The organism is Muribaculum sp. NM65_B17 (genome assembly GCF_004793735.1).
In the GTDB taxonomy this organism is placed as follows: Bacteria; Bacteroidota; Bacteroidia; order Bacteroidales; family Muribaculaceae; genus Muribaculum; species Muribaculum gordoncarteri.
This window is the reverse complement of the sequence record NZ_SRYY01000001.1, coordinates 91890-112123: the sequence shown is the minus strand read 5'-3', so window position 1 is coordinate 112123 and position 20234 is coordinate 91890. Positions and strand designations below refer to the sequence as shown.

Below are 20234 nucleotides of genomic sequence, written 5' to 3'. Positions count from 1 at the left end.
ATAAAAATCACATACAAATATCATACAGTTATGAAGTTCAATGTTTCCAGTAAGACGCTCTACAGCTACGTTTCGGCTGTAAGTAAAGTCATCAATTCCAAGAATGCGCTGACGATTCTCAATAACTTCCTGTTTGAGCTTAGCGACAATACGCTCACCATTACAGCTTCCGACCTTGAGAATACGCTCGTGGCACATCTTGAAGTGATGGATGCCGAAGGCGAAGGAAAATTCTGTGTCGACGCTCGCCGTATGGTCGACTTGCTCAAGGAAATGCCCGACCAGGGAATATCATTTGACATCAACGACGACAACCTTGCGGTTGAAATCGTATATCCCAGCGGTAATTACAGCTTCATAGCAATAAACGGCAACGAGTATCCCTCCAACGAAAGCGTCGACGAGTCGACCGACATCATCGAGTTCACCTGCCCCACCGAGCAAATAATCAAGGGTATCGACAACACATTGTTTGCGGTAGGCAACGACGACCTGCGTCCTCAGATGATGGGTATTCTCTGGGACATCAAGCCCGATGCCATAACATTTGTCGCCACCGACACCCGCAAGCTGGTTAAGTATCGCAACGCTATGTCGGCTCCCGGCGTTGAAGGCTCTTGCATCCTGCCCATAAAGCCGGCAACAGTTATCAAGAACGTGTTTGCCAAGGAAGACGAGGTGAAGGTGACGCTTGAACCCAAGAGCGCTACATTTGAAAGCCCCTCCTACAAGTTCAACTGCCGTTTCATCAAAGGCTCATTCCCCGACTACAACCGCGTCATTCCCGTAAAAAATCCCTATGTTATCACCGTCGACCGTCAATCGTTCCTCAACGCAGTGCGACGCGTGGGCGTATTTGTCGATCAGGGCCACGGCCTCGTGAAATTCAAGATTGAAAAGGATCAGCTTACTATGAAGGCCACCGACAACAACTTCTGCACATCGGCCCGCGAGGTTGTTCCCTGCGACTTCACCGGCACTGAAATGATCATAGGCTTCAGCGCACCCTACCTCATTGAGATTTTCAATACCATTTCGACCACCGACATTCTAATCAAGCTCTCCGACCCCAGCCGTCCCGGAGTGTTCGTTCCTTCGGAGAACTCCGAAAACAGCGAGCTGCTGATGCTGCTGATGCCGATGACCGTATCCGATTTCTAAACCCAATATTCAGGTAAATCCCTCTCTCGCAAATTCATAATGGAACTTGCTCTAAAAAATCCTATAATTTTCTTTGACCTCGAAACCACCGGCACCAACATCCTGCGTGACCGCATCGTGGAGATTTCCTATATAAAGGTCATGCCTTCGGGCAATGAAACCGAACGCACCCTGCGCATAAATCCGGGTATGCCGATTCCCGCCGAGGCAACGGCAATACATCACATAACCGATGACGATGTAAAGAATGCACCGCCGTTCAAGCAGGTGGCTCAGGAACTCGCCAACGTGTTTCTCGGATGTGACATAGCCGGATTCAACTCCAACCGCTTCGATGTGCCCATGCTCATGGAAGAGTTTCTACGCGCAGGAGTCAACATCGACCTGTCACGAAGAAAATTTGTCGATGTGCAGACAATATTCCACAAGATGGAGCAGCGCACATTGATTGCAGCCTATAAATTCTATTGCGGAAAGGATCTCACCGAAGCTCATTCGGCCAACGCCGACACCCGTGCCACCTACGAAGTACTGAAGGCGCAACTCGACCACTACCCTTCGCTGAAAAACGACATCGCGTTCCTCTCTGACTTCTCGTCACAGAACAAGAATGTCGACCTCATGGGCCGCATCATATACAACGAAGCCGGCAAAGAGGTGTTTAACTTCGGAAAATACAAGGGCCAGCTTGTGGAGGATGTTTTCCGCCGCGACATAGGCTACTACTCATGGATGATGCAGGGTGAATTCCCCGCCAACACCAAACAAGTAATCACCAACATAAAGCTTCGCATGAAGTAAACTCGAAAATGCTAAAAGGCAAACATATAATACTCGGAATATCGGGAGGAATAGCCGCCTACAAGTCGGCTTATCTCTTGCGATTGCTCGTCAAGGCCGGTGCCGAAGTGCAGGTTGTCATGACCCCGGCGGCCAAGGAGTTCATAACACCCGTCACCATGTCGGCATTAAGCGGCAAACCGGTTGTCAGCGAATTTTTCACGGCCAACACCGGCGAATGGCACAGCCATGTCGACCTCGGACTGTGGGCCGATGCGATGATAATCGCCCCGGCAACAGCATCAACCATCGCCAAGATGGCCAACGGCGTTGCCGACAATATGCTCATAACCACCTATCTGTCAGCCAAAGCACCCGTATTTATTGCCCCGGCGATGGACCTCGACATGTTTGCCCATCCGTCGACTACACGAAACCTCGAATTGCTGCGCTCCTACGGCAATCACATCATCGAGCCCGCCTCGGGCGAACTCGCAAGCCATCTTGTGGGGAAAGGCCGCATGGAGGAGCCTGAAGTGATAGCAAGTGTGCTCGACCGCTTTTTTGACTGCGGAATGTCACTTGCCGGAAAGCATATAATGATAACCGCCGGACCGACATACGAGAAAATCGATCCCGTTCGCTTCATCGGCAACTACAGCTCGGGCAAAATGGGTTACGCCATAGCCGAAGAAGCTGCCTCGCGTGGAGCCGATGTGACAATAGTAAGCGGCCCCGTGGCGTTAAAGGCGGTCAATCCGCGCATAAAGGTTGTCGATGTTGAGTCGGCCCGCGAGATGCTTGAAGCCTGTGAACGCATATTCCCGTCATGCGACACTGCTATAATGTGTGCCGCTGTGGCCGATTACGCCCCGGCTCATCCCGCCGACCGAAAGATTAAGCGCGAGCACAACGACCTGCCGGTAATCGAGCTGGTAAAAAATCCCGACATAGCCGCCACTCTCGGAGCAATGAAAAAGCCCGGACAACGACTTGTGGGATTTGCACTTGAAACCGACAACGAAATGTCAAACGCCCTCCATAAGCTGAAGGCCAAGAACCTCGACATGATAGTGATGAACTCGTTGCGCGACAAAGGTGCAGGATTCCGCACCGACACCAACAAGGTCACCATCTATAAGCTTGACGGCGGCGAGCTGCACTTTGACATGAAGTCAAAGCGCGAAGTTGCCTCCGACATAATCGATACACTGCTGTCGCTATGACGAAACGATTGTGGATTGCCGCAACCCTTTTGTTCCCGTTATCACTATTGGCCCGGGAGCTGAACTGCACCGTCGAGATTGATCGCTCGCAAGCGCAGGGTGCGGGATTGTCGGTATTCACAACACTTCAGAGCGCTATAGCCGATTACATGAACAACCGCGACTGGAGCGATGCACGATTCTCGCCCAACGAGCGCATAGAGTGCCGGTTGTTTCTTACCATAAAAGAGTACGACGAACCCATGATGCGGGGCGACCTGCAGATACAGTCGTCACGTCCGGTCTACAACAGCACCTACACCACAACGCTGCTTAACCACAAGGACACCCGCATTGAGTTTGAGTATCATGAAGGCGAGCCGCTTATATTCTCCGAAAATACCTTTGAGAGCAATCTCACCGCACTGCTGAATTTCTATGCCTACCTTATTTTGGGATTGGATTTCGACAGCTTTTCACCCGAAGGCGGCGACCGATTCTACGCAAAGGCCGACAACATCGTCTACATGGCCCAGTCGTCGGGACAAAGCGGATGGAGAATGCTTGAGGACAACCGCAACCGCAGCGCGATAATCAAGACATTCACCGACAAATCGGGAGCGCCGTTGCGTGACTTCATCTACACCTATCACCGCAAGGGGCTCGATGAGATGTCGATGAGTCCCGATAAAGGACGAACCAACATAACGGCCGCCATCGACAACATGAAGAAGGTCTATGACACCGCACCCATGTCGATAGCCTTGCCAATGTTCAAGGACGCGAAGCTCGATGAGATTATAAACATATACTCCCGTTCGCCTGAGAGTGAACGCAAAAGAGTCCATCAATTGTTATCCTACATCTTTCCGGCCGAATCATCACGGATTGATGCGATGGTAAATGGTAAAAATCAATAAAATGCTCAAATCGTTACACATATCAAAATATGCGTTAATCGACACCGTCGACATAACGTTTGACAACGGATTCAACATCATTACCGGTGAAACAGGTGCCGGAAAGTCGATTATGCTCGGAGCCTTGTCGCTTATTCTCGGCGAACGCGCCGACATTAAGGCTGTGCGCGACTCGGGCAAGAAATCGATAATTGAAGCCACGTTTGAAATCGACGACTACCCCACCCTGAAGGAGTACTGCCTCGCCAACGACATCGAGTGGGACGACACTATGTGCATCCTTCGCCGTGAAGTGGCCCCCGCAGGCCGCTCGCGAGCATTCATCAACGACTCTCCGGTCACTCTCGACTTGCTTTCGCATGTCGCCATGCAGCTTGTCGACATCCATTCACAACATCAAAATCAGTTGCTCACCTCGCCTGAATTTCAGCTTCGCGTAATCGACAGTATGGCCGGCAACGACACGCTGTTGAGCGACTATCGCAAGCGTTATGCAGCTTTCCGCAGCGCAGTGAAGCGACTGCACGAAGCCAAACGAAAAATTGAGCAGAACCGCAGCGACGAGGACTTCACGCGTTTCCAGCTCGAACAGCTCGATGCGATGAATCTTGTCGCCGACGAGCAGGAGCAACTTGAGCACGAACGCGAGATTCTATCCAACATGACCGACATAAAGTCGACCATAAACGGCGCACTTGACGCACTGCTCAACGGAAACTCCAACGCACTGTCGCTCTTAAGCGAGGCCGGCGACTACTGTGAAGCTCTCGGCCGCATACTGGAGAACGCCGACTCACTCGCCGAGCGCCTGCAGTCGGCACGCATCGAAATTCAGGACATAGCCGACACGCTAAGTGCATTTGACAGTGACCTGAACGCCGATCCGGCCGAGCTTGACGCAATTGAAGAGCGGTTAAACGACATCTATGCGCTGCAGCACAAGCACCATGTGTCGACGGTAGGCCAACTTATCGAACTGCGTGAATCGTTCCGTGCAAGGCTTGACGAACTCGAAAACAGTTCGTTCACCATCGAAGAGCTTGAGAAGGAAGCTCGCCGCGCCAAGAGCCTCGCCAAGGAACTTGCCGCACAACTGTCGAAACGACGCACCGAGGAGGCCGCCCGCTTTGAGGCCGACCTGCGCGAACGCGCCATGCCACTGGGCATGAAGAATCTGCAAATAAAGGTGGATCTTACCCCGACCGAACTGTCATCGACCGGAGCCGACAGCATCCGCTTCCTCTTCGCCTTCAACAAAAACCAGCCCTTGATGCCGGTTGGAGGCACTGCATCGGGCGGAGAAATTTCGCGACTCATGTTGTCGATAAAAGCGATAATCGCCGACAAGATGCAACTACCGTCGATTATATTCGATGAAGTCGACACGGGGGTTTCAGGTGATGTCGCCAATCGCATGGGCGCAATGATGCAATCGATAGCCGCCAACATCCAGGTCATGGCCATTACCCATCTGCCCCAGGTGGCAGCCAAAGGCAACGCCCACTTCAAGGTCTACAAGCAGGATGACGAGCACTCCACCCACACCCGAATACGAAGGTTATCGACCGACGAACGCATCGACGAGCTCGCCGTAATGCTGAGCGGCTCGACAGTCAACGATGCCGCTCGGGCCAACGCCAAGTCACTATTGAATATTAAATAAACGAAAATAACGCTCTAAACCACGGTATATATGGAACGCAATGAATACATATTCGGCATACGCGCCGTCATGGAAGCCATCGAAGCAGGCAAGGACATCGACAAGGTCTATATCAAGAAGGATCTGCACGGCGACCTTATAAACGAGCTGAACGAACTGATACGCCTCCACGGAATTGTGACGCAGCGCGTCCCCGTAGAGCGCATCAACAAGATAACGCGCAAAAATCATCAGGGCGTGGTGGCCGTCCTTTCGGCAGTCACCTATCACAGCCTCGACAACATAGTTCCTCAACTCTATGAGGACGGTGTGCTCCCCTTCATAGTCGTTCTCGACGGCATAACCGATGTGCGTAACTTCGGAGCTATCGCGCGCACATGCGAATGTGCCGGAGTAGACGCCATCGTCATTCCCGAGCGTGGAAGTGTATCAGTTGGCGGTGATGCCGTAAAGACCTCGGCAGGTGCGCTGCTGCACATTCCCGTGTGTCGCGAGCGTAGCGCGGCATCGGCTGTAAGATTCCTTAAGGATAACGGTTACACGGTAGTGGCTGCTTCGGAAAAGGCCGATATAAACTACACCATGGCCGACTATACCGTTCCCGTGGCAATAGTTATGGGAGCCGAGGATGTTGGCCTATCACCCGAGGTCATGAAGCTATGCGACACATTTGTGTCAATACCCCAGTTCGGCCACATTGGATCGCTAAATGTTTCAGTAGCCGCCGGTGTCATCATCTACGAAGTCGTGCGCCAGCGCCTGCAATCCAACATGGAAGTAATCTGATTACTCGAGAAATATGTGATACAAAAAAAGCCGCATTGATTGATGCGGCTCTTTTTGTTATCGGTGTGCGTTGTGGATAACGTATTCTTTGACTTTTTGGAACAGGTCGGTGGCAAACACGAAGTGACTCAACGCCTCGTTGGTCGTTTCATATATAAGCTCCTTATTGCCAACCCACTCACGGTAACCCTTGTTGATAAACACGATGTTCTCGCCTATTCCAAGCACCGAGTTCATATCATGGGTGTTGATTACGGTAGTTATCTGATATTCATGCGTTATGTCGCTCAACAATTCATCTATAAGAATCGATGTTTTCGGGTCAAGTCCCGAGTTAGGCTCATCGCAAAAAAGATATTTAGGATTAAGTGCGATTGCACGCGCAATGGCTACACGCTTCTGCATACCTCCCGAAATCTCGCTCGGATACTTGTCGTCGGCTCCCTTAAGACCCACGCGTTCAAGGCAGAATTGAGCACGCTCGCGGCGCTCGGCATCGCTCATGCGAGTGTACATCATCAACGGGAACTCGACATTGCCAAGCACCGTTTCCGAGTCGAAAAGCGCCGAACCCTGAAACAACATTCCTATCTCGGTGCGCAACGACTGAACCTGTTCGCGATTCATTTGAAGCAGATCACGGCCGTCATATAGAATCTCTCCCTTCTCGGGACGCACAAGACCCACAATCGATTTCATCAACACGGTCTTTCCCGAACCGCTCTGTCCGATTATCAGATTCGTCTTACCGGTTTCAAATGTCGCGCTCACACCTTTGAGCACCTGAACTCCGTCAAACGACTTATAAATGTCCTTAACTTCAATCATTGCATCAACAGTTTAGTAAGTATGACATCAAAGAGGAGAATCAGAATCGAGCTTGCAACTACGGCATTTGTCGAAGCCTTGCCCACATCGAGCGCACCGCCTTTAACGTAATATCCGTAATATGAAGCCACCGATGTGATGATCACCGAGAACACGAGAGCCTTTATTATAGTGTACCACACATACCACTCGACAAACATTGTCTGTATTCCGTATATGTAACGCGACACCGGAATCATGTCGGTAAATGCGGCTATGAACCATCCGCCAAACAGTCCCGTAGCAATCGAGAACACCACAAGCACGGGAATGAAGAACATGAATGCCAATATCTTGGGAAGCACCAGGAATTGAGCCGAATTTATACCCATTATCTCAAGAGCGTCAATCTGCTCGGTAACTCGCATGGTGCCTATCTCCGATGCTATGTTGGAGCCCACCTTTCCTGAAAGTATAAGGCACAACACCGCCGAGCTGAACTCCAGCAACAGGATGTCACGCGTGGCAAGACCTGTCGAATAAGCAGGCATCATGGGCGATGTCATGTTGAGCTGCATCTGGATGCATATAACGGCTCCGATGAAAATTGATATTACTATCGTCAACGGAATCGAGTCAAGGCCGAGCTTGCCTATCTCTTGCAACAACTTGCGTCCGAAAACCCTCCACTTCTGAGGAGGAGTAAATACACGGCACATAAAAATGCAGTACTGACCGAAAGTGGTCAACGACGATTCTATAATCATAGTTTATTGATTATCTATATTAGGATTGATGCTGCAAAGTTAAGGATTTTCTTGGCTTGTAAGGGATTTTTTATTTACTTTGTGTGTCTAAAATCTCATATACTGTAGCAAAAAATGCTTGTAATCGGTATTGCCGGCGGCACCGGGTCGGGTAAGACCACCGTCGTCAACAAAATAATAAAGAGTCTGCCGGCAGGCGAAGTCGCTGTCATTCCCCAGGATTCCTACTATAAGGACTCCGGTCACATTCCCATGGAGGAACGCAGCAAAATCAACTTTGACGAGCCCGCATCAATCGAGTGGACACTGCTTGAAAAGCAGTTGCGCGAGCTTAAGGAGGGCAAATCCATCGAAATGCCAACCTACAGCTACCTCACCTGCACCCGTCAGAAAGAAACCGTGCATGTGGAGCCGCGTGATGTCATCATAGTCGAGGGCATACTTGTGCTCACCCAGCCGTCATTGTGTCAGCTGATGGATGTAAAGGTATTTGTAGACGCCGATGCCGACGACCGACTCATAAGAGTAATCGCACGTGACTGCATAGAGCGCGGACGCACTCCGCAGATGGTAATCGACCGTTATCAGGCAGTGCTGAAGCCCATGCACGAGCGTTACATCGAGCCTTCAAAGCGCAAGGCCGACCTGATAGTGCCCCAAGGAGGCAACAACACGGTGGCCATAAAACTGCTTACCGACTACATTGCAAGCCGATTGAAAAGGCTTCCCAAATGACAATTTCACGAAACAATATCAGCCAACCCCAATATATGTCTGACGAAAAGATAAACGAACCTGTAAATGACGCTCCCGCTATCGAAGTCGAGAACATGGATGCCAACACCTGTGAAGTGACCGACCCCGATGCCGGAAAAACCTTATTTGAAGGCAAAATGGTGCTGCGCACCGAAAATCTCGTAAAGAAATATCGTCAGCGCACGGTCGTAAACCACGTGTCAATCAATGTCACGCAGGGTGAGATTGTGGGACTTCTCGGGCCTAACGGCGCGGGCAAGACTACCACATTCTACATGACCGTCGGGCTTATAACCCCCAATGAAGGTGAAATATTCCTCAACGACCTCAACATAACCAAATATCCGGTTTACAAACGCGCCCAGAATGGCATTGGATACCTCGCCCAGGAACCGTCGGTATTCCGCAAGCTGAGCGTAGAGAACAACATCCGCTCGGTGCTTGAGATGACCAACACATCACGTGAGTATCAGCGTGACAAGCTTGAAAGCCTTATCGCGGAGTTCCGCTTGCAGAAAGTGCGCAAAAACCTCGGCGACCAGCTGTCGGGAGGTGAACGCCGACGCACCGAGATCGCACGATGCCTTGCCATCAACCCCAAGTTCATAATGCTCGACGAACCGTTTGCCGGCGTCGACCCCATCGCGGTTGAGGACATCCAGTATATCGTCTATAAATTGAAGGAGAAGAACATAGGTATTCTGATCACTGACCATAACGCCCCCGAAACACTGTCGATTACCGACCGTGCCTACCTGCTTTTTGAGGGTAAGATACTGTTCCAGGGTACATCGGAAGAGCTTGCCGAGAATCCCGTTGTACGCGAAAAGTATCTCGGTCGCGGATTCAACTTCCGTCGCAAGAAATTCGATTAAGAGCCGGCTCTAATCAATCGTCGCTTTTCGGCTCTTTCCGAAAACACGTGACGACAGGTACCAGAGTGCGCCGATTGTTGCGGCAAGGCTTACGGCAGCTATCGCTATGTCGGCAGCCGAACCGTCGGCTCCCACTGAATTGGCATCGACACTGCTCTGCCCCGTATTCACAAGCCACTGATTTATAACGACAAGGCTATTGTTTAGAGCGTGGGCCATGGCAGGAAGCCATAAAGAGCCGCTCCACCATGCAAGATAGCCTAAAAAGGCTCCTATCAACATGCGGGGCACAAAGCCAAAAAACTGAAGATGCACGGCACTGAATATAACGGCAGTGGCCCAAATGGCTATATGCGCGTTACGCAGCTGCACGTGAAGCAGCTTTTGCAGCATCCCCCTGAAAAACAGCTCCTCGGCAATACCGGTCAAGCATCCCATTATAAGTATCGACAGAATGAGATCGATAACCGATGTACCGCTCATAAGCATCATCACCATACCGTTGGCGGCTTGTTCGCTCGCGCGAAGCACCTGTTCGATGCGGCTCATCGATTCAGGCAGGGTGAGCGAGGCATTCCACTGCACGATAACGTTCATTGCCGGAATCGCCAGAACCACGACAGCCATAGTCCATATAACGGCACTACTGCATGGCCAACGGTCAACGCCCGTAAAGCGCAACGGATTGCGTGCGGCTATCAATGCAGTCATGGCAACCGGCATAATGAATATGAACAGGTCCTGCAACACGGTGGCCCAGCGTAACCTGACAACATCGTCGGCGCCCACCAATCCTATTATAACCGAGCCGAGAAGAGTGCAAAGCACCCACCAGCAAATGAACAAAGCAAGACTCTTTCCTGCGCTTATGCGTAACTGTTGCTCCATATCAATGAACATTAACTTTGATTACACTGCAAAGTTAATGAAAAATGACGACATCGTCACATCAATCTTCGCCCGGTTGATTGTCACGCTGTAGCGACAGCGAGTAGCCGGCCACATAATCGTTGAACGCCTGCTTGTAGCTCTCGCTTACCGGGATATAGTGATTGCCGAATACAATGCGGTTGCGTTCAATAATGCTTATCTTCGATGTATTCACAATGAATGAGCGATGAACACGCAGGAATTCGGCAGCCGGCAGATAACGCTCTATCGTCTTCATGCTCGTAAGAGTGAGAATGGCGCTCTTCTCACCTTCGACATATATCTTTACATAATCTTTCAGTCCTTCGATAAACTGAATCTTGTCGATAGGTATCTGCACCTGTTTATACTCGCTCTTCACTATGATGTAACGCTTGTTGTTGTCAAGCTCGTCGGCCCTACGGCGCAGCTCAACCCACTGCAGAGCCTTGTTGGCCGCTCCCACAAACTCCTCATAGCTTATGGGCTTCATAAGGTAGTCAAGTGCATTGACCTTGAACCCTTCGATTGCATACCGGTCATAGGCCGTAGTGAATATTATACGGCAGGTCGGAGGCACTATTCTCGCAAACTCCATCCCGTTGAGCTGTGGCATGTGTATGTCGAGGAACACTACATCAATATCCTCCTCCAGAATCGTCTTGACCGAATCCTGAGCCGAACTGAACTTACCAACAAGCTCCATGAAAGGAGTCTTTTCAATATATGACGCAACCAGTTCCTGAGCCAAGGGCTCATCATCTACTACGCAGCAACGTAATGTAAGCATATACTTATATTTTTATATTATAACGTTATTATCATGTCAACTATATATCGGTCGCCATCTATTTTTGTCGACATTTCGGCCTTGTTGCCGTAAATAAGGTCAAGACGACGCCGAAGATTGACATTTCCTATTCCCGAGGATGCTATGTCACGCTTCTCCGAATCGATGAAATTGTTGGCGATGTGACAATGTATCGATCCTTCGCGGCACACGATTGAAATGTCGATGCTGTCGCCCGACCGACCTGTATTGCCGTATTTGAAAGCATTCTCAACCGGCGAGATGAACAGCAGCGGAGCTATGTGACAGTCATTGCAGTCGCCGCTGTCGAGCGTGACATTGATAGGCATCTTATCGCCTATGCGCAGCTTCATGAGCTTGACATAGTTGTCGATGAATGTAAGCTCATCCTGGATGGGAACAGTAGGCGAATTTTCATAGAGCACGTAACGCAGCAGCTGGCTCAGCTCATGAACAGCCTGCTGAGCCTTGTCGGGGCTTATGGCTATGAGAGCATAGATCGAGTTCAGCGTATTGAAAAGGAAGTGAGGGTTAAGCTGCTTCTTAAGGCTCTCAAGTTCTTCCTTGTGCTGCACCATCTCCATTTCCTGACGCTGACGGTTAAGCTTCACCCAATAGTCGCTAAGCTTCATGGCGACGCTCAACGCCACGGTGAGAATCACCATAACCACGTCACGCATCAGAAATGACACTCGCCTGAGCAAATCGGCGTGCGCATCAACATGACGGGGTACGCGGCGCGGCATTTCGCCCGAATGCATATCCATCAAGAAATAAGCGCATAGCAGCGTCACGATGATTATGACGACATTAAGTCCAGTAAGCCTCAACACCCATCGACGCTTTCCGAGGCAATAATCTATTATGATGTAATAATTAATGTAGAACACCGCAACAAATAGCAGTGACTTGGCATACATTCCCCATGGGATATCGCTTCCGGCCGGAAAGCTACGGCTCACAAGCACCTCGGGAAGAATGAAGATTATACCAAGACACAGGAAGTGGGTGACTACTTTCACCCACTTCTGCAGTGTCTGAGAAGGCTGTTTGTAACTATTTATTTCACTATTCATATCTAATAGCTTCTATCGGGTCAAGGTTTGCAGCTTTCTTTGCCGGATACCATCCGAAGAACACTCCCGTAACGGTACATACGACAAACGAAAGGACCACTGAATAAACTTGGATTGAAACGGGCCAATGTGCTACGACATTCACGAGCCATGAAGCAAGTGCACCAACTATGACACCTATCACACCTCCCGTAACGCTGATAATCACAGCCTCGATAAGGAACTGGACAAGTATATCGATTCCACGTGCTCCAATAGACATGCGCAGACCTATTTCACGGGTACGCTCGGTAACTGACACATACATGATGTTCATGATTCCTATACCTCCCACAAGGAGCGAAATTCCCGCTATGCAGGCAAGCAACACCGTCATCATGTCGCTCGTGGAGTTCATCATTTCGCTCAACTCCTGTTGGGAACGTATCTCAAAGTCATCAATGGCACCATCCTTCAGCTTATGCTGGCGTCGTAGTATTTCAGTTATCTCATCGATTGCGTCATCGGTCATGTCTTCGTCAACAGCACTCGCATAAAGTCCCTGAATGTAGTTGATTGCAAGCACCCTCTTCATTATGGTAGTATAGGGAGCGAGCACTACATCATCCTGGTCCATACCCATGGAGTTGGTTCCTTTAGGTTCAAGAGTGCCTATGACGGTGAACGGTATCTTGTTGAATCGCACCACCCTGCCTATGGGATTCTCTCCGTTGGGAAACAGATTGTCAATGACCGTCTTTCCCAGAAGGCACACCTTGGCGGCCGACTTTATATCCTGCTCGGTGAATATGGCACCGTCAGCGACTTTAACCTTTCGTATATCGAGGTAGTCGGGAGTGACTCCGTATATTGTCGAAGGGTAGTTGTTATTACCGTTGATAAACTGGCCGCCGCTGTTGACAGTAGGCGATATCGATGAAATGAAGGCTGCCTCGTCACGTATCGTTTCAAAGTCAACAACCTCAAGCGACTGAGTGTCATCGGCACTTTGACGCACACCGCCACGCTGCATGTTGCCGGGATGAATCATTATCATGTTGGAACCCATCTCGGAAATTTGCGCCTTTATGCTGTCCTTTGAACCTTGTCCGATTGCCAGCATGGTTATCACCGACGCAACACCGATGATGACACCGAGCATCGTGAGAAAGCATCTCATCTTATTGTTGTTGAGAGCCTTCAACGCTATTTTAAACAGATTGCCAAATTTCATATTCATCAGTCGTTTTGGGCAGGCAACGAGTCATAGACCTCCTTGGCCGATGCCGGATTTGGGTTAATTACATCCGATACGATTTTTCCGTCACGCAGCACTATGTTACGCGATGAGTAAGCGGCAAGATCGGGATTGTGGGTCACGAATATGATCGTTCGTCCTCTCGAATGAAGCTGCTGAAACAGCACGAGAATACTGTAGGATGTGCGGGTGTCAAGATTTCCGGTAGCCTCATCGGCAAGTATGATGACAGGGTCGTTTACAAGAGCACGTGCTATGGCAACACGTTGCTGCTGTCCTCCCGACATCTGATTGCTTTTATGATACAGCCGGTCATGGAGTCCCACTGCCTCAAGAGCCTTCGTGGCCATGTCACGGCGCTGTCGCGCCGACACTTTCGGGTTATATAGCAGAGGCAGCTCGACATTCTCAAGAGCGGTGGTCTTGGGAAGCAAATTATAGCTTTGGAACACGAATCCTATCTTGCGGTTTCGTGTCACAGCCCTTTCGTTCTTGCTCATGGACTGCACCGACACTCCGTCGAGCTTGTATTCGCCGGTAGTGGGAGTGTCGAGGCATCCGAGCAGATTAAGAAGCGTCGATTTACCTGAACCCGATGTACCCATTATCGTTACAAATTCACCTTCGTGAATCGTGAACGACACACCTCGCAGGGCATGGACGGTTTCACCGCCCACGACGAAGTCACGACGCAAATTCTCAATCTTTATTATCTCTCGATTTGTATTCATGATGATTTCCTGTTATTGGAATTATCCATGTCACTTTTTCCTTTGTCCCGGCGGTTGGGGAGCAAACGGACTGCGTTCACCGTCGCCCATGCCCTGCGGCATTCCCATTTGCGGCATTCCCATGTCGTACTCAACGGCTACGACATCGTTTTCGCCTATACCTGAAATCACCTGGGTCACAGCACCGTTGCTCACTCCGGTTTTTATTGTCACGGGCACAAGAGCATTGTCACGCACCACCCACACCCGCTTCATGTCGGGCGCGGCAGCCATAAAGGGCTCTACATCGGCAGGGGCCGCGGGCAGATTCTTTGCATCGGGATAGTCATGAGGAAGGAATCGGAACGCCTTGTTGGGAATCGTCAGTATGTCCTTTTCCTGAGTCACATATATCGTGAGATTAGCGGTCAGGCCCGGAATAAGCTTATGTTCGGGATTGGGAGCGGCAACTATAACCTCGTAGGTAACCACATTGCTTTCAGTGGTGGGATTGAGTCGTACCTGCGTTACGGTTCCGTTAAACACCATCTCGGGATAAGCGTCGACAGTGAATGTCACGGCCTGACCGAGCTTCACCTGGCCTATGTCGGCCTCATCGACATTTCCCACAACCTGCATGTTGTCAAGGTCGGCGATTACATATAAGTTAGCCACGTTCATGTTGGACACGACTGTTTGTCCCACCTCGACCTCACGCGAAATCACAACACCGTCGATAGGCGAGTATATTTCGGCATAGTTCAGGTTCTTTGCCGCTCTCACACGGTCGGCACGAGCCTTGTCGTAGGAAGTTTTCGACACTTCATAGTCCTTGGCCGAAGTCTGGAACTCATAATCGCTTATAAGCTGCTTGTCGTGAAGTTTCTTGTCACGCTCATAGTTAGTCTTATTGTATTCGTAGGTAAGACGGGCCGATTCCATGTTGGCGTCGGCACTCTTCAGGTCGCTCTCAAGCAAGGTCTTCTCAATCTCAGCCAAAAGCTGGCCCTTGGTCACCACTGAGTTGTAATCGACATATAACTTATCGATTATACCCGTTACTTGTGTACCCACATCGACTTGCGTCACCGACTCAACAGTTCCGGTAGCAGTCACCGACTCACTGATCTCCCCCACCTCAACCTTGGCCGTTTCAAGCGAAATCTTGGCTTCCTTTGAACATGCCGAAAGCATCAGGGCTATCGAAGCAGTGTAAATTAATTGCTGGATTCTCATAATTATAATTATTTGTTTTGTTAAGGCATAGTTACCGATGATGTGCGATAGAACTCAATCATCTTATGTTCGAGTATAGCCATGTATTTGGCCTGAAGCAACGAGTGTCGCGCTTCGAGGAGGTTGTTGTGGGCAGTGAGCAACTCGATGGTGTTGACAAGACCGAGATTGAACTGCTCGTTGACAAGTTCGTTGCTGAGTTCAGCCGACTTTACCTGCTCCTCGCCTGCCGTGTAGCGTGACTGTGCGGCACGCAGGTCGATGTAGCACGACTCAATCTGCTGAGCTATATCGTTGAGGCGCGACTCCGTGTCAAGCTGTGCATTAATGCGCTGCGCATTGGCGCGTGCCACAGCCATTTTGGTTCTCTTGCCGTCGAGTATCGGCAATGACAACGTGAGCCCTATCGATTCGCTGACACTCCGCTTAATCTGCTCTCCGAAGTTGTTGCCCGGAGCAAAATATCCGGTGCTTATTCCGGCATTCAACGATATTCGGGGCATGGCACCCGCCTTGGCAATCTTTATGTCATAGTCCGAACTCTCCTCCTCAAGCTTATTGGCCTTAAGTCTTGAATCGGTAGCCAACGCAAGCTGATAGCTCTCCTCAATCGGGGGAACTTCAGCAAGCACCTCCTGCGCCGTCCACTCAATGGCCTGGAGCGATATTTCAGTATCGATACCCAGTTCGAGAAGTCGCTTCAGCTCCATGAGGCGTGTTTCGTAAGTGCCCTGTGCATTTACCAACGAATAGCGATCCTGCTCGTATTGGGCCTGCAACTGCGCGTAATCGACGCGTGACATTCGTCCGCTCTCCATCAGCTGACGGGCACGGTCGGCCTGAGCCTCGCTAAGCTTGACAGCCTCCTCGTATATCGCTATCGACTCCTTGGCGTAGAGAATGTTCATGTAGACCGACAGCATATCGGTTTCCAATGAACGGAACATGTCCTCGGTATTCAACGATGAAATTTGAGTCTGAAGTTTGTTGCGCTTGATGGTGTTTTCACGCTCGCCACCGTTCCACACAGTCCAGCCCGCATTCAACCCGTAGTTGCTGTTGTAGCTGTTTTTGTTGCCATACCCCCACGGGGTGTTGCTCAATGTGTGGGATGTGGCAAAGTCAAGTGTAGGCTGCCATTGGGCCTTTGACTCTTCAAGAGTGTACTCGCTCAATTCACCGCTGATCCGCGACTGCTGCAACGAGATATTGTGCTGACGCGCATACTCGATACAATCATTGTAACTCCAATCACGAGCTTGTGCAACCGACAGTCCCGCAATAGTCACGACACATAGTAGGATTCTTTTATTCATTTGACGGCATTCATTTGATTTTACTAAAGCAAATTTAATATTGCCATTGATTTCATGCAAAATTATTAGATGTTACGGCCAATATCGTTACAATTTATCACTATTACCTCGACAAGTAACTAATTATCGATGCGTGCTGTTAAGCAAAGTGAAAAATCATTTCATAATAATAATTCTAATCTTTCTTCGTCAGAATATTGTTATAAACGCGAAAATGCACTATTTTTGGTAAAGTTTTCACTACTAACATCCTGCATAATGCCTGAAAAAAAGAAGATTAAGATAGGATTGCTCCTTCAAATAGTTTTTGCCATTGCCCTCGGTATTGGTTGCGGATATATATTTCCCGAATGGCTCGGAAGAATATTCATGACTTTCAACGGACTGTTCAGCCAGTTCCTCGGATTTCTCGTTCCTCTCATCATTGTAGGATTTGTGACTCCGGCCATAGCCGATATTGGCCGAAAAGCAGGAAAAGTTCTGGTTGTGACCGCCGCCATAGCCTACGGTGCCACTATATTTGCTGGATTCCTCTCCTACTTCACAAGCGCAACCACATTCCCGCATCTGATAAATCCGAGTCCAATCGACAGCGGCCTCAAAAACGCCGCCGACCTACTCCCCTATTTTACTGTAGAAATACCTCCGTTGATGGGCGTTATGACGGGATTGGTAATCTCATTCATGCTCGGAGTAGGCATTGCCTATCTTGAAGGAAATACCCTAAGAAAATGCGCCAATGAGTTCCGTGACATAGTGGCCAAGGTTATTAAGAGTATAATCATCCCCCTGCTGCCGCTCTACATTTTCGGCATATTTCTCAACATGACCGTATCGGGACAAGTGGGCGACATACTTGCGACATTCTTCAAGGTGATACTCGTGATATTTGCAATGCACATCTTCATCCTTGTACTCCAATACTGCGTCGCGGCACTGGTAGTGCGACGCAATCCGTTCAAGTTGCTGGTTACCATGCTCCCGGCCTACTTCACCGCACTTGGCACCCAATCGTCGGCGGCTACAATACCCGTGACTCTGCGTCAGGCTATCAAGATGGGAGTAAGCGAGGACATAGCGGGTTTTGTAATACCGATTTGCGCCACAATACACATGTCGGGCAGCACACTTAAAATAGTGTCATGTGCCGTGGCTTTGATGATAATGAACGGCCTGCCCTATGATTTTCCCATGTTTGTCGGATTTATATGTATGCTCGGTGTCACGATAATCGCCGCCCCCGGCATACCCGGAGGCTCTATAATGGCATCGCTCGGCCTGCTCGCGTCCATGCTTGGATTTACCGAAAAGGATCAAGCGCTCATGATAGCGTTATATATAGCAATGGACAGCTTCGGCACGGCATGTAACGTAACCGGCGACGGATTCATCGCATTGATTGTCGACAAGCTGTTTGGCAAGCGCAATCGTCACGAAGCGTCAGATGACGCCGCTATCCTCGGAAAGTGATGATTTTATTGTATCCGTAGTTGGACAAGGTATAGACCACGTTGCCTATAAGCGTTGCAAGTCCATAACCCGAAAGGGTGAACGCGGCAATCTTTAGTTCAAAGTATTCAAGGCGGGTTTCATAGCTCAACAGCCAAACGGTGAGCAACTGCAATCCGTAGCATATAAGGAACCCTATAAGGAATATCATAGCTTCGCGGTAGTAGTTGCCCGACGACTTAAACACCCAATTCTTATTCCACAGGAAAGAGTTAACAACGCCGCAGACATAGCCGATGGCGTTGGACACAAGCGGATTGACACCAAACAAAGCTTTACACACGTATATCACGCAAAGCGTGACAAGCGTATTTAGCACGCCCACACAGGCATACTTGATAAACTGCATCAGTGATTTGTTGGGGAGCTTCAATCCGTTAGCCATAATCAATTACACTTTATTTCCGGTATTTTCATCGATATCAACCAGCACAGGCAACGACCAGCTGTACCTTACGGCGAGCAATCTCATTGCTATTACCGTTACCGCACAGGCGATGCCTTGAGTCGGCATAGACCAGTCGCAAGAATAGGCCACCCAATATACAAGCCCTCCGGCAAGACACGCTGTGGCATATATGTCCTTTTGAAACAAAAGCGGTTCATTGTTGACAAGTATGTCACGCAACACACCGCCCAAAGCGCCGGTTGTAATACCCATGATCACGGCCACCCAGAAAGGATAGTCAACGGCGAGAGTCTTCTGGATTCCTATGACTACAAACAAGGCAAGGCCTATGGTGTCAAACAGGAACAGGACACGCGTCTTCACAAGAATCCGGCGAAACACAATAACTACGATAAGCGACAATCCCGTCACGGCGATATACCACCATGTCTGCATCCAGAATACGGGAATGTTAAGAAGCAGGTCACGCACCGTACCGCCACCTATCGCAGTGACAAGTCCCACGACATAAGCGCCAAACCAGTCAAAATGCTTGGCGGCAGCCATGCGTATTCCGCTTATTGCGAAAGCGACAGTGCCTACGACCTCTATTATAAAAAGGAATGTCTGTTCTACATCCATTCGCGTCAGATTTCGTTATTTGTTTTCTCCTTATTTTCCCGGCGATAGTATCGGCACACACCGGTCAATCCGCAATTAAGGCAGTCGGGACGACGAGCCTTGCACACATAACGCCCGTGAAGTATCAGCCAGTGATGGGCAAGCGGAATTATATCCTCGGGAATATATTTGCACAGCTGTTTCTCGGTCTGCAGCGGATTTTTGCTATTGGTCGTAAGACCTATGCGCTCGCTCACTCGGAACACATGGGTGTCGACTGCCATCGCCGCCTTTCCCCACACCACCGCCAGCATGACATTGGCGGTCTTGCGCCCTACCCCCGGAAGTTTTATGAGGTCATCCATGTCGGATGGCACCTCGCCGCCAAACTCCTCGACGAGCATCCTTGCAGCTCCGAGCAGATTGCGGGCCTTATTGTTGGGATAGGACACCGACTTTATGTACTCATATATGTCATCCTGTGTAGCGGCAGCCATCGCCTCGGGCGTCGGGAAAGCATCAAACAGCGGAGGAGTGATCATGTTAACCCTCTTGTCGGTACATTGAGCCGACAATATGACAGCCACAAGAAGCTGAAACGGATTCTCGTATCGCAACTCCGTTTCGGCCACCGGCATAGCGGTCTTGAACCACTCTATCACCTGCCTGTAGCGTTCTTTGACAGTCATAGCCATGGGGTA

Annotated in this window: 21 protein-coding genes; 9 read left to right on the top strand and 12 right to left on the bottom strand. The window is 49.9% G+C overall.

What is annotated here, in order from left to right; genetic code table 11:
• Window positions 1-30 precede the first annotated feature (30 nt).
• Genes dnaN through rlmB form a run of 6 tightly spaced genes read left to right on the top strand, consistent with a single transcriptional unit; the run spans window position 31 to window position 6515 of the window.
• The gene (gene dnaN / locus E5354_RS00520; protein ID WP_135946048.1) at window positions 31-1161 is read left to right on the top strand and encodes a DNA polymerase III subunit beta; all 1131 of its coding nucleotides are present in this window, start codon (window positions 31-33) and stop codon (window positions 1159-1161) included.
• Between the two features lie 39 nt (window positions 1162-1200).
• Window positions 1201-1962, top strand: a complete 762-nt coding sequence (locus E5354_RS00515; protein WP_135946047.1) for a 3'-5' exonuclease — start codon at window positions 1201-1203, stop codon at window positions 1960-1962.
• 8 nt (window positions 1963-1970) lie between these two features.
• Complete coding sequence (gene coaBC, locus E5354_RS00510) at window positions 1971-3167, top strand: bifunctional phosphopantothenoylcysteine decarboxylase/phosphopantothenate--cysteine ligase CoaBC (RefSeq protein ID WP_135946046.1); 1197 nt, start codon at window positions 1971-1973, stop codon at window positions 3165-3167.
• On the top strand, window positions 3164-4066 hold the full coding sequence (locus tag E5354_RS00505) for a DUF4835 family protein (RefSeq protein WP_135946045.1): 903 nt from the start codon (window positions 3164-3166) through the stop codon (window positions 4064-4066). The genes coaBC and E5354_RS00505 overlap by 4 nt, the downstream gene beginning before the upstream one ends.
• 1 nt (window position 4067) lies before the next feature.
• Entirely contained in the window at window positions 4068-5729 is a 1662-nt protein-coding gene (gene recN, locus E5354_RS00500) for a DNA repair protein RecN (RefSeq protein ID WP_168353785.1), read from the top strand.
• 30 nt (window positions 5730-5759) lie between these two features.
• A complete protein-coding gene (rlmB, locus tag E5354_RS00495) occupies window positions 5760-6515 on the top strand; it encodes a 23S rRNA (guanosine(2251)-2'-O)-methyltransferase RlmB (RefSeq protein ID WP_123395959.1) in 756 nt (251 codons plus the stop codon).
• 57 nt (window positions 6516-6572) lie between these two features.
• Here the strand turns inward: rlmB and E5354_RS00490 are convergent, their stop codons facing one another.
• Both E5354_RS00490 and E5354_RS00485 read right to left on the bottom strand, forming a co-directional pair.
• Entirely contained in the window at window positions 6573-7343 is a 771-nt protein-coding gene (locus E5354_RS00490) for an ABC transporter ATP-binding protein (protein WP_123395960.1), read from the bottom strand.
• Window positions 7340-8089 carry an MlaE family ABC transporter permease gene (locus tag E5354_RS00485; RefSeq protein WP_135946043.1) on the bottom strand — a complete coding sequence of 250 codons (750 nt, stop codon included), beginning with the start codon at window positions 8087-8089 and terminating at the stop codon, window positions 7340-7342. Before E5354_RS00485 ends, E5354_RS00490 begins: the two co-directional genes overlap by 4 nt.
• 114 nt (window positions 8090-8203) lie before the next feature.
• Here E5354_RS00485 and udk point away from each other — a divergent pair, with 114 nt between their 5' ends.
• A complete protein-coding gene (gene udk, locus E5354_RS00480; RefSeq protein ID WP_135946042.1) occupies window positions 8204-8824 on the top strand; it encodes a uridine kinase in 621 nt (206 codons plus the stop codon).
• Window positions 8825-8919: 95 nt separating this feature from the next.
• A complete protein-coding gene (gene lptB, locus E5354_RS00475; protein WP_123396184.1) occupies window positions 8920-9720 on the top strand; it encodes an LPS export ABC transporter ATP-binding protein in 801 nt (266 codons plus the stop codon).
• Between the two features lie 9 nt (window positions 9721-9729).
• On the opposite strand, the gene E5354_RS00470 is transcribed toward lptB, so the two are convergent.
• From E5354_RS00470 to E5354_RS00440, 7 genes are all read right to left on the bottom strand, one after another.
• Complete coding sequence (locus E5354_RS00470; RefSeq protein WP_168353784.1) at window positions 9730-10608, bottom strand: CPBP family intramembrane glutamic endopeptidase; 879 nt, start codon at window positions 10606-10608, stop codon at window positions 9730-9732.
• A gap of 61 nt (window positions 10609-10669) precedes the next feature.
• Window positions 10670-11419 (bottom strand): LytR/AlgR family response regulator transcription factor, encoded by a 750-nt coding sequence (locus tag E5354_RS00465; RefSeq protein WP_135946040.1) that lies wholly within the window; start codon window positions 11417-11419, stop codon window positions 10670-10672.
• Between the two features lie 17 nt (window positions 11420-11436).
• The gene (locus E5354_RS00460) at window positions 11437-12516 is read right to left on the bottom strand and encodes a sensor histidine kinase (RefSeq protein WP_135946039.1); all 1080 of its coding nucleotides are present in this window, start codon (window positions 12514-12516) and stop codon (window positions 11437-11439) included.
• Window positions 12509-13729 carry an ABC transporter permease gene (locus E5354_RS00455; RefSeq protein WP_123396185.1) on the bottom strand — a complete coding sequence of 407 codons (1221 nt, stop codon included), beginning with the start codon at window positions 13727-13729 and terminating at the stop codon, window positions 12509-12511. The genes E5354_RS00460 and E5354_RS00455 overlap by 8 nt, the downstream gene beginning before the upstream one ends.
• A 5-nt stretch (window positions 13730-13734) precedes the next feature.
• Window positions 13735-14484, bottom strand: a complete 750-nt coding sequence (locus tag E5354_RS00450; protein WP_123395966.1) for an ABC transporter ATP-binding protein — start codon at window positions 14482-14484, stop codon at window positions 13735-13737.
• A gap of 30 nt (window positions 14485-14514) precedes the next feature.
• Window positions 14515-15699 carry an efflux RND transporter periplasmic adaptor subunit gene (locus E5354_RS00445; protein ID WP_246863700.1) on the bottom strand — a complete coding sequence of 395 codons (1185 nt, stop codon included), beginning with the start codon at window positions 15697-15699 and terminating at the stop codon, window positions 14515-14517.
• A 20-nt stretch (window positions 15700-15719) separates the two neighbouring features.
• Window positions 15720-17015, bottom strand: a complete 1296-nt coding sequence (locus E5354_RS00440; RefSeq protein WP_123395968.1) for a TolC family protein — start codon at window positions 17013-17015, stop codon at window positions 15720-15722.
• 258 nt (window positions 17016-17273) lie between these two features.
• Here E5354_RS00440 and E5354_RS00435 point away from each other — a divergent pair, with 258 nt between their 5' ends.
• The gene (locus E5354_RS00435; protein WP_123395969.1) at window positions 17274-18485 is read left to right on the top strand and encodes a dicarboxylate/amino acid:cation symporter; all 1212 of its coding nucleotides are present in this window, start codon (window positions 17274-17276) and stop codon (window positions 18483-18485) included.
• Here E5354_RS00435 and E5354_RS00430 read toward each other — a convergent pair.
• From E5354_RS00430 to nth, 3 genes are read right to left on the bottom strand one after another with little or no spacing between them, the layout of a single operon-like run.
• Window positions 18469-18909 carry a GtrA family protein gene (locus E5354_RS00430; protein WP_123395970.1) on the bottom strand — a complete coding sequence of 147 codons (441 nt, stop codon included), beginning with the start codon at window positions 18907-18909 and terminating at the stop codon, window positions 18469-18471. The genes E5354_RS00435 and E5354_RS00430 overlap by 17 nt on opposite strands.
• A gap of 6 nt (window positions 18910-18915) precedes the next feature.
• Entirely contained in the window at window positions 18916-19554 is a 639-nt protein-coding gene (locus tag E5354_RS00425; protein WP_123395971.1) for a trimeric intracellular cation channel family protein, read from the bottom strand.
• A gap of 5 nt (window positions 19555-19559) precedes the next feature.
• A complete protein-coding gene (gene nth, locus E5354_RS00420; protein WP_123396186.1) occupies window positions 19560-20222 on the bottom strand; it encodes an endonuclease III in 663 nt (220 codons plus the stop codon).
• Window positions 20223-20234: the final 12 nt, after the last annotated feature.

Coding starts and splice junctions, on each gene's coding strand:
- dnaN (WP_135946048.1), top strand. CDS start 31: ATGAAGTTCAATGTTTCCAGTAAGACGCTCTACAGCTACGTTTCGGCT.
- E5354_RS00515 (WP_135946047.1), top strand. CDS start 1,201: ATGGAACTTGCTCTAAAAAATCCTATAATTTTCTTTGACCTCGAAACC.
- coaBC (WP_135946046.1), top strand. CDS start 1,971: ATGCTAAAAGGCAAACATATAATACTCGGAATATCGGGAGGAATAGCC.
- E5354_RS00505 (WP_135946045.1), top strand. CDS start 3,164: ATGACGAAACGATTGTGGATTGCCGCAACCCTTTTGTTCCCGTTATCA.
- recN (WP_168353785.1), top strand. CDS start 4,068: ATGCTCAAATCGTTACACATATCAAAATATGCGTTAATCGACACCGTC.
- rlmB (WP_123395959.1), top strand. CDS start 5,760: ATGGAACGCAATGAATACATATTCGGCATACGCGCCGTCATGGAAGCC.
- E5354_RS00490 (WP_123395960.1), bottom strand. CDS start 7,343: ATGATTGAAGTTAAGGACATTTATAAGTCGTTTGACGGAGTTCAGGTG.
- E5354_RS00485 (WP_135946043.1), bottom strand. CDS start 8,089: ATGATTATAGAATCGTCGTTGACCACTTTCGGTCAGTACTGCATTTTT.
- udk (WP_135946042.1), top strand. CDS start 8,204: ATGCTTGTAATCGGTATTGCCGGCGGCACCGGGTCGGGTAAGACCACC.
- lptB (WP_123396184.1), top strand. CDS start 8,920: ATGGATGCCAACACCTGTGAAGTGACCGACCCCGATGCCGGAAAAACC.
- E5354_RS00470 (WP_168353784.1), bottom strand. CDS start 10,608: ATGGAGCAACAGTTACGCATAAGCGCAGGAAAGAGTCTTGCTTTGTTC.
- E5354_RS00465 (WP_135946040.1), bottom strand. CDS start 11,419: ATGCTTACATTACGTTGCTGCGTAGTAGATGATGAGCCCTTGGCTCAG.
- E5354_RS00460 (WP_135946039.1), bottom strand. CDS start 12,516: ATGAATAGTGAAATAAATAGTTACAAACAGCCTTCTCAGACACTGCAG.
- E5354_RS00455 (WP_123396185.1), bottom strand. CDS start 13,729: ATGAAATTTGGCAATCTGTTTAAAATAGCGTTGAAGGCTCTCAACAAC.
- E5354_RS00450 (WP_123395966.1), bottom strand. CDS start 14,484: ATGAATACAAATCGAGAGATAATAAAGATTGAGAATTTGCGTCGTGAC.
- E5354_RS00445 (WP_246863700.1), bottom strand. CDS start 15,699: ATGAGAATCCAGCAATTAATTTACACTGCTTCGATAGCCCTGATGCTT.
- E5354_RS00440 (WP_123395968.1), bottom strand. CDS start 17,015: ATGAATAAAAGAATCCTACTATGTGTCGTGACTATTGCGGGACTGTCG.
- E5354_RS00435 (WP_123395969.1), top strand. CDS start 17,274: ATGCCTGAAAAAAAGAAGATTAAGATAGGATTGCTCCTTCAAATAGTT.
- E5354_RS00430 (WP_123395970.1), bottom strand. CDS start 18,909: ATGGCTAACGGATTGAAGCTCCCCAACAAATCACTGATGCAGTTTATC.
- E5354_RS00425 (WP_123395971.1), bottom strand. CDS start 19,554: ATGGATGTAGAACAGACATTCCTTTTTATAATAGAGGTCGTAGGCACT.
- nth (WP_123396186.1), bottom strand. CDS start 20,222: ATGACTGTCAAAGAACGCTACAGGCAGGTGATAGAGTGGTTCAAGACC.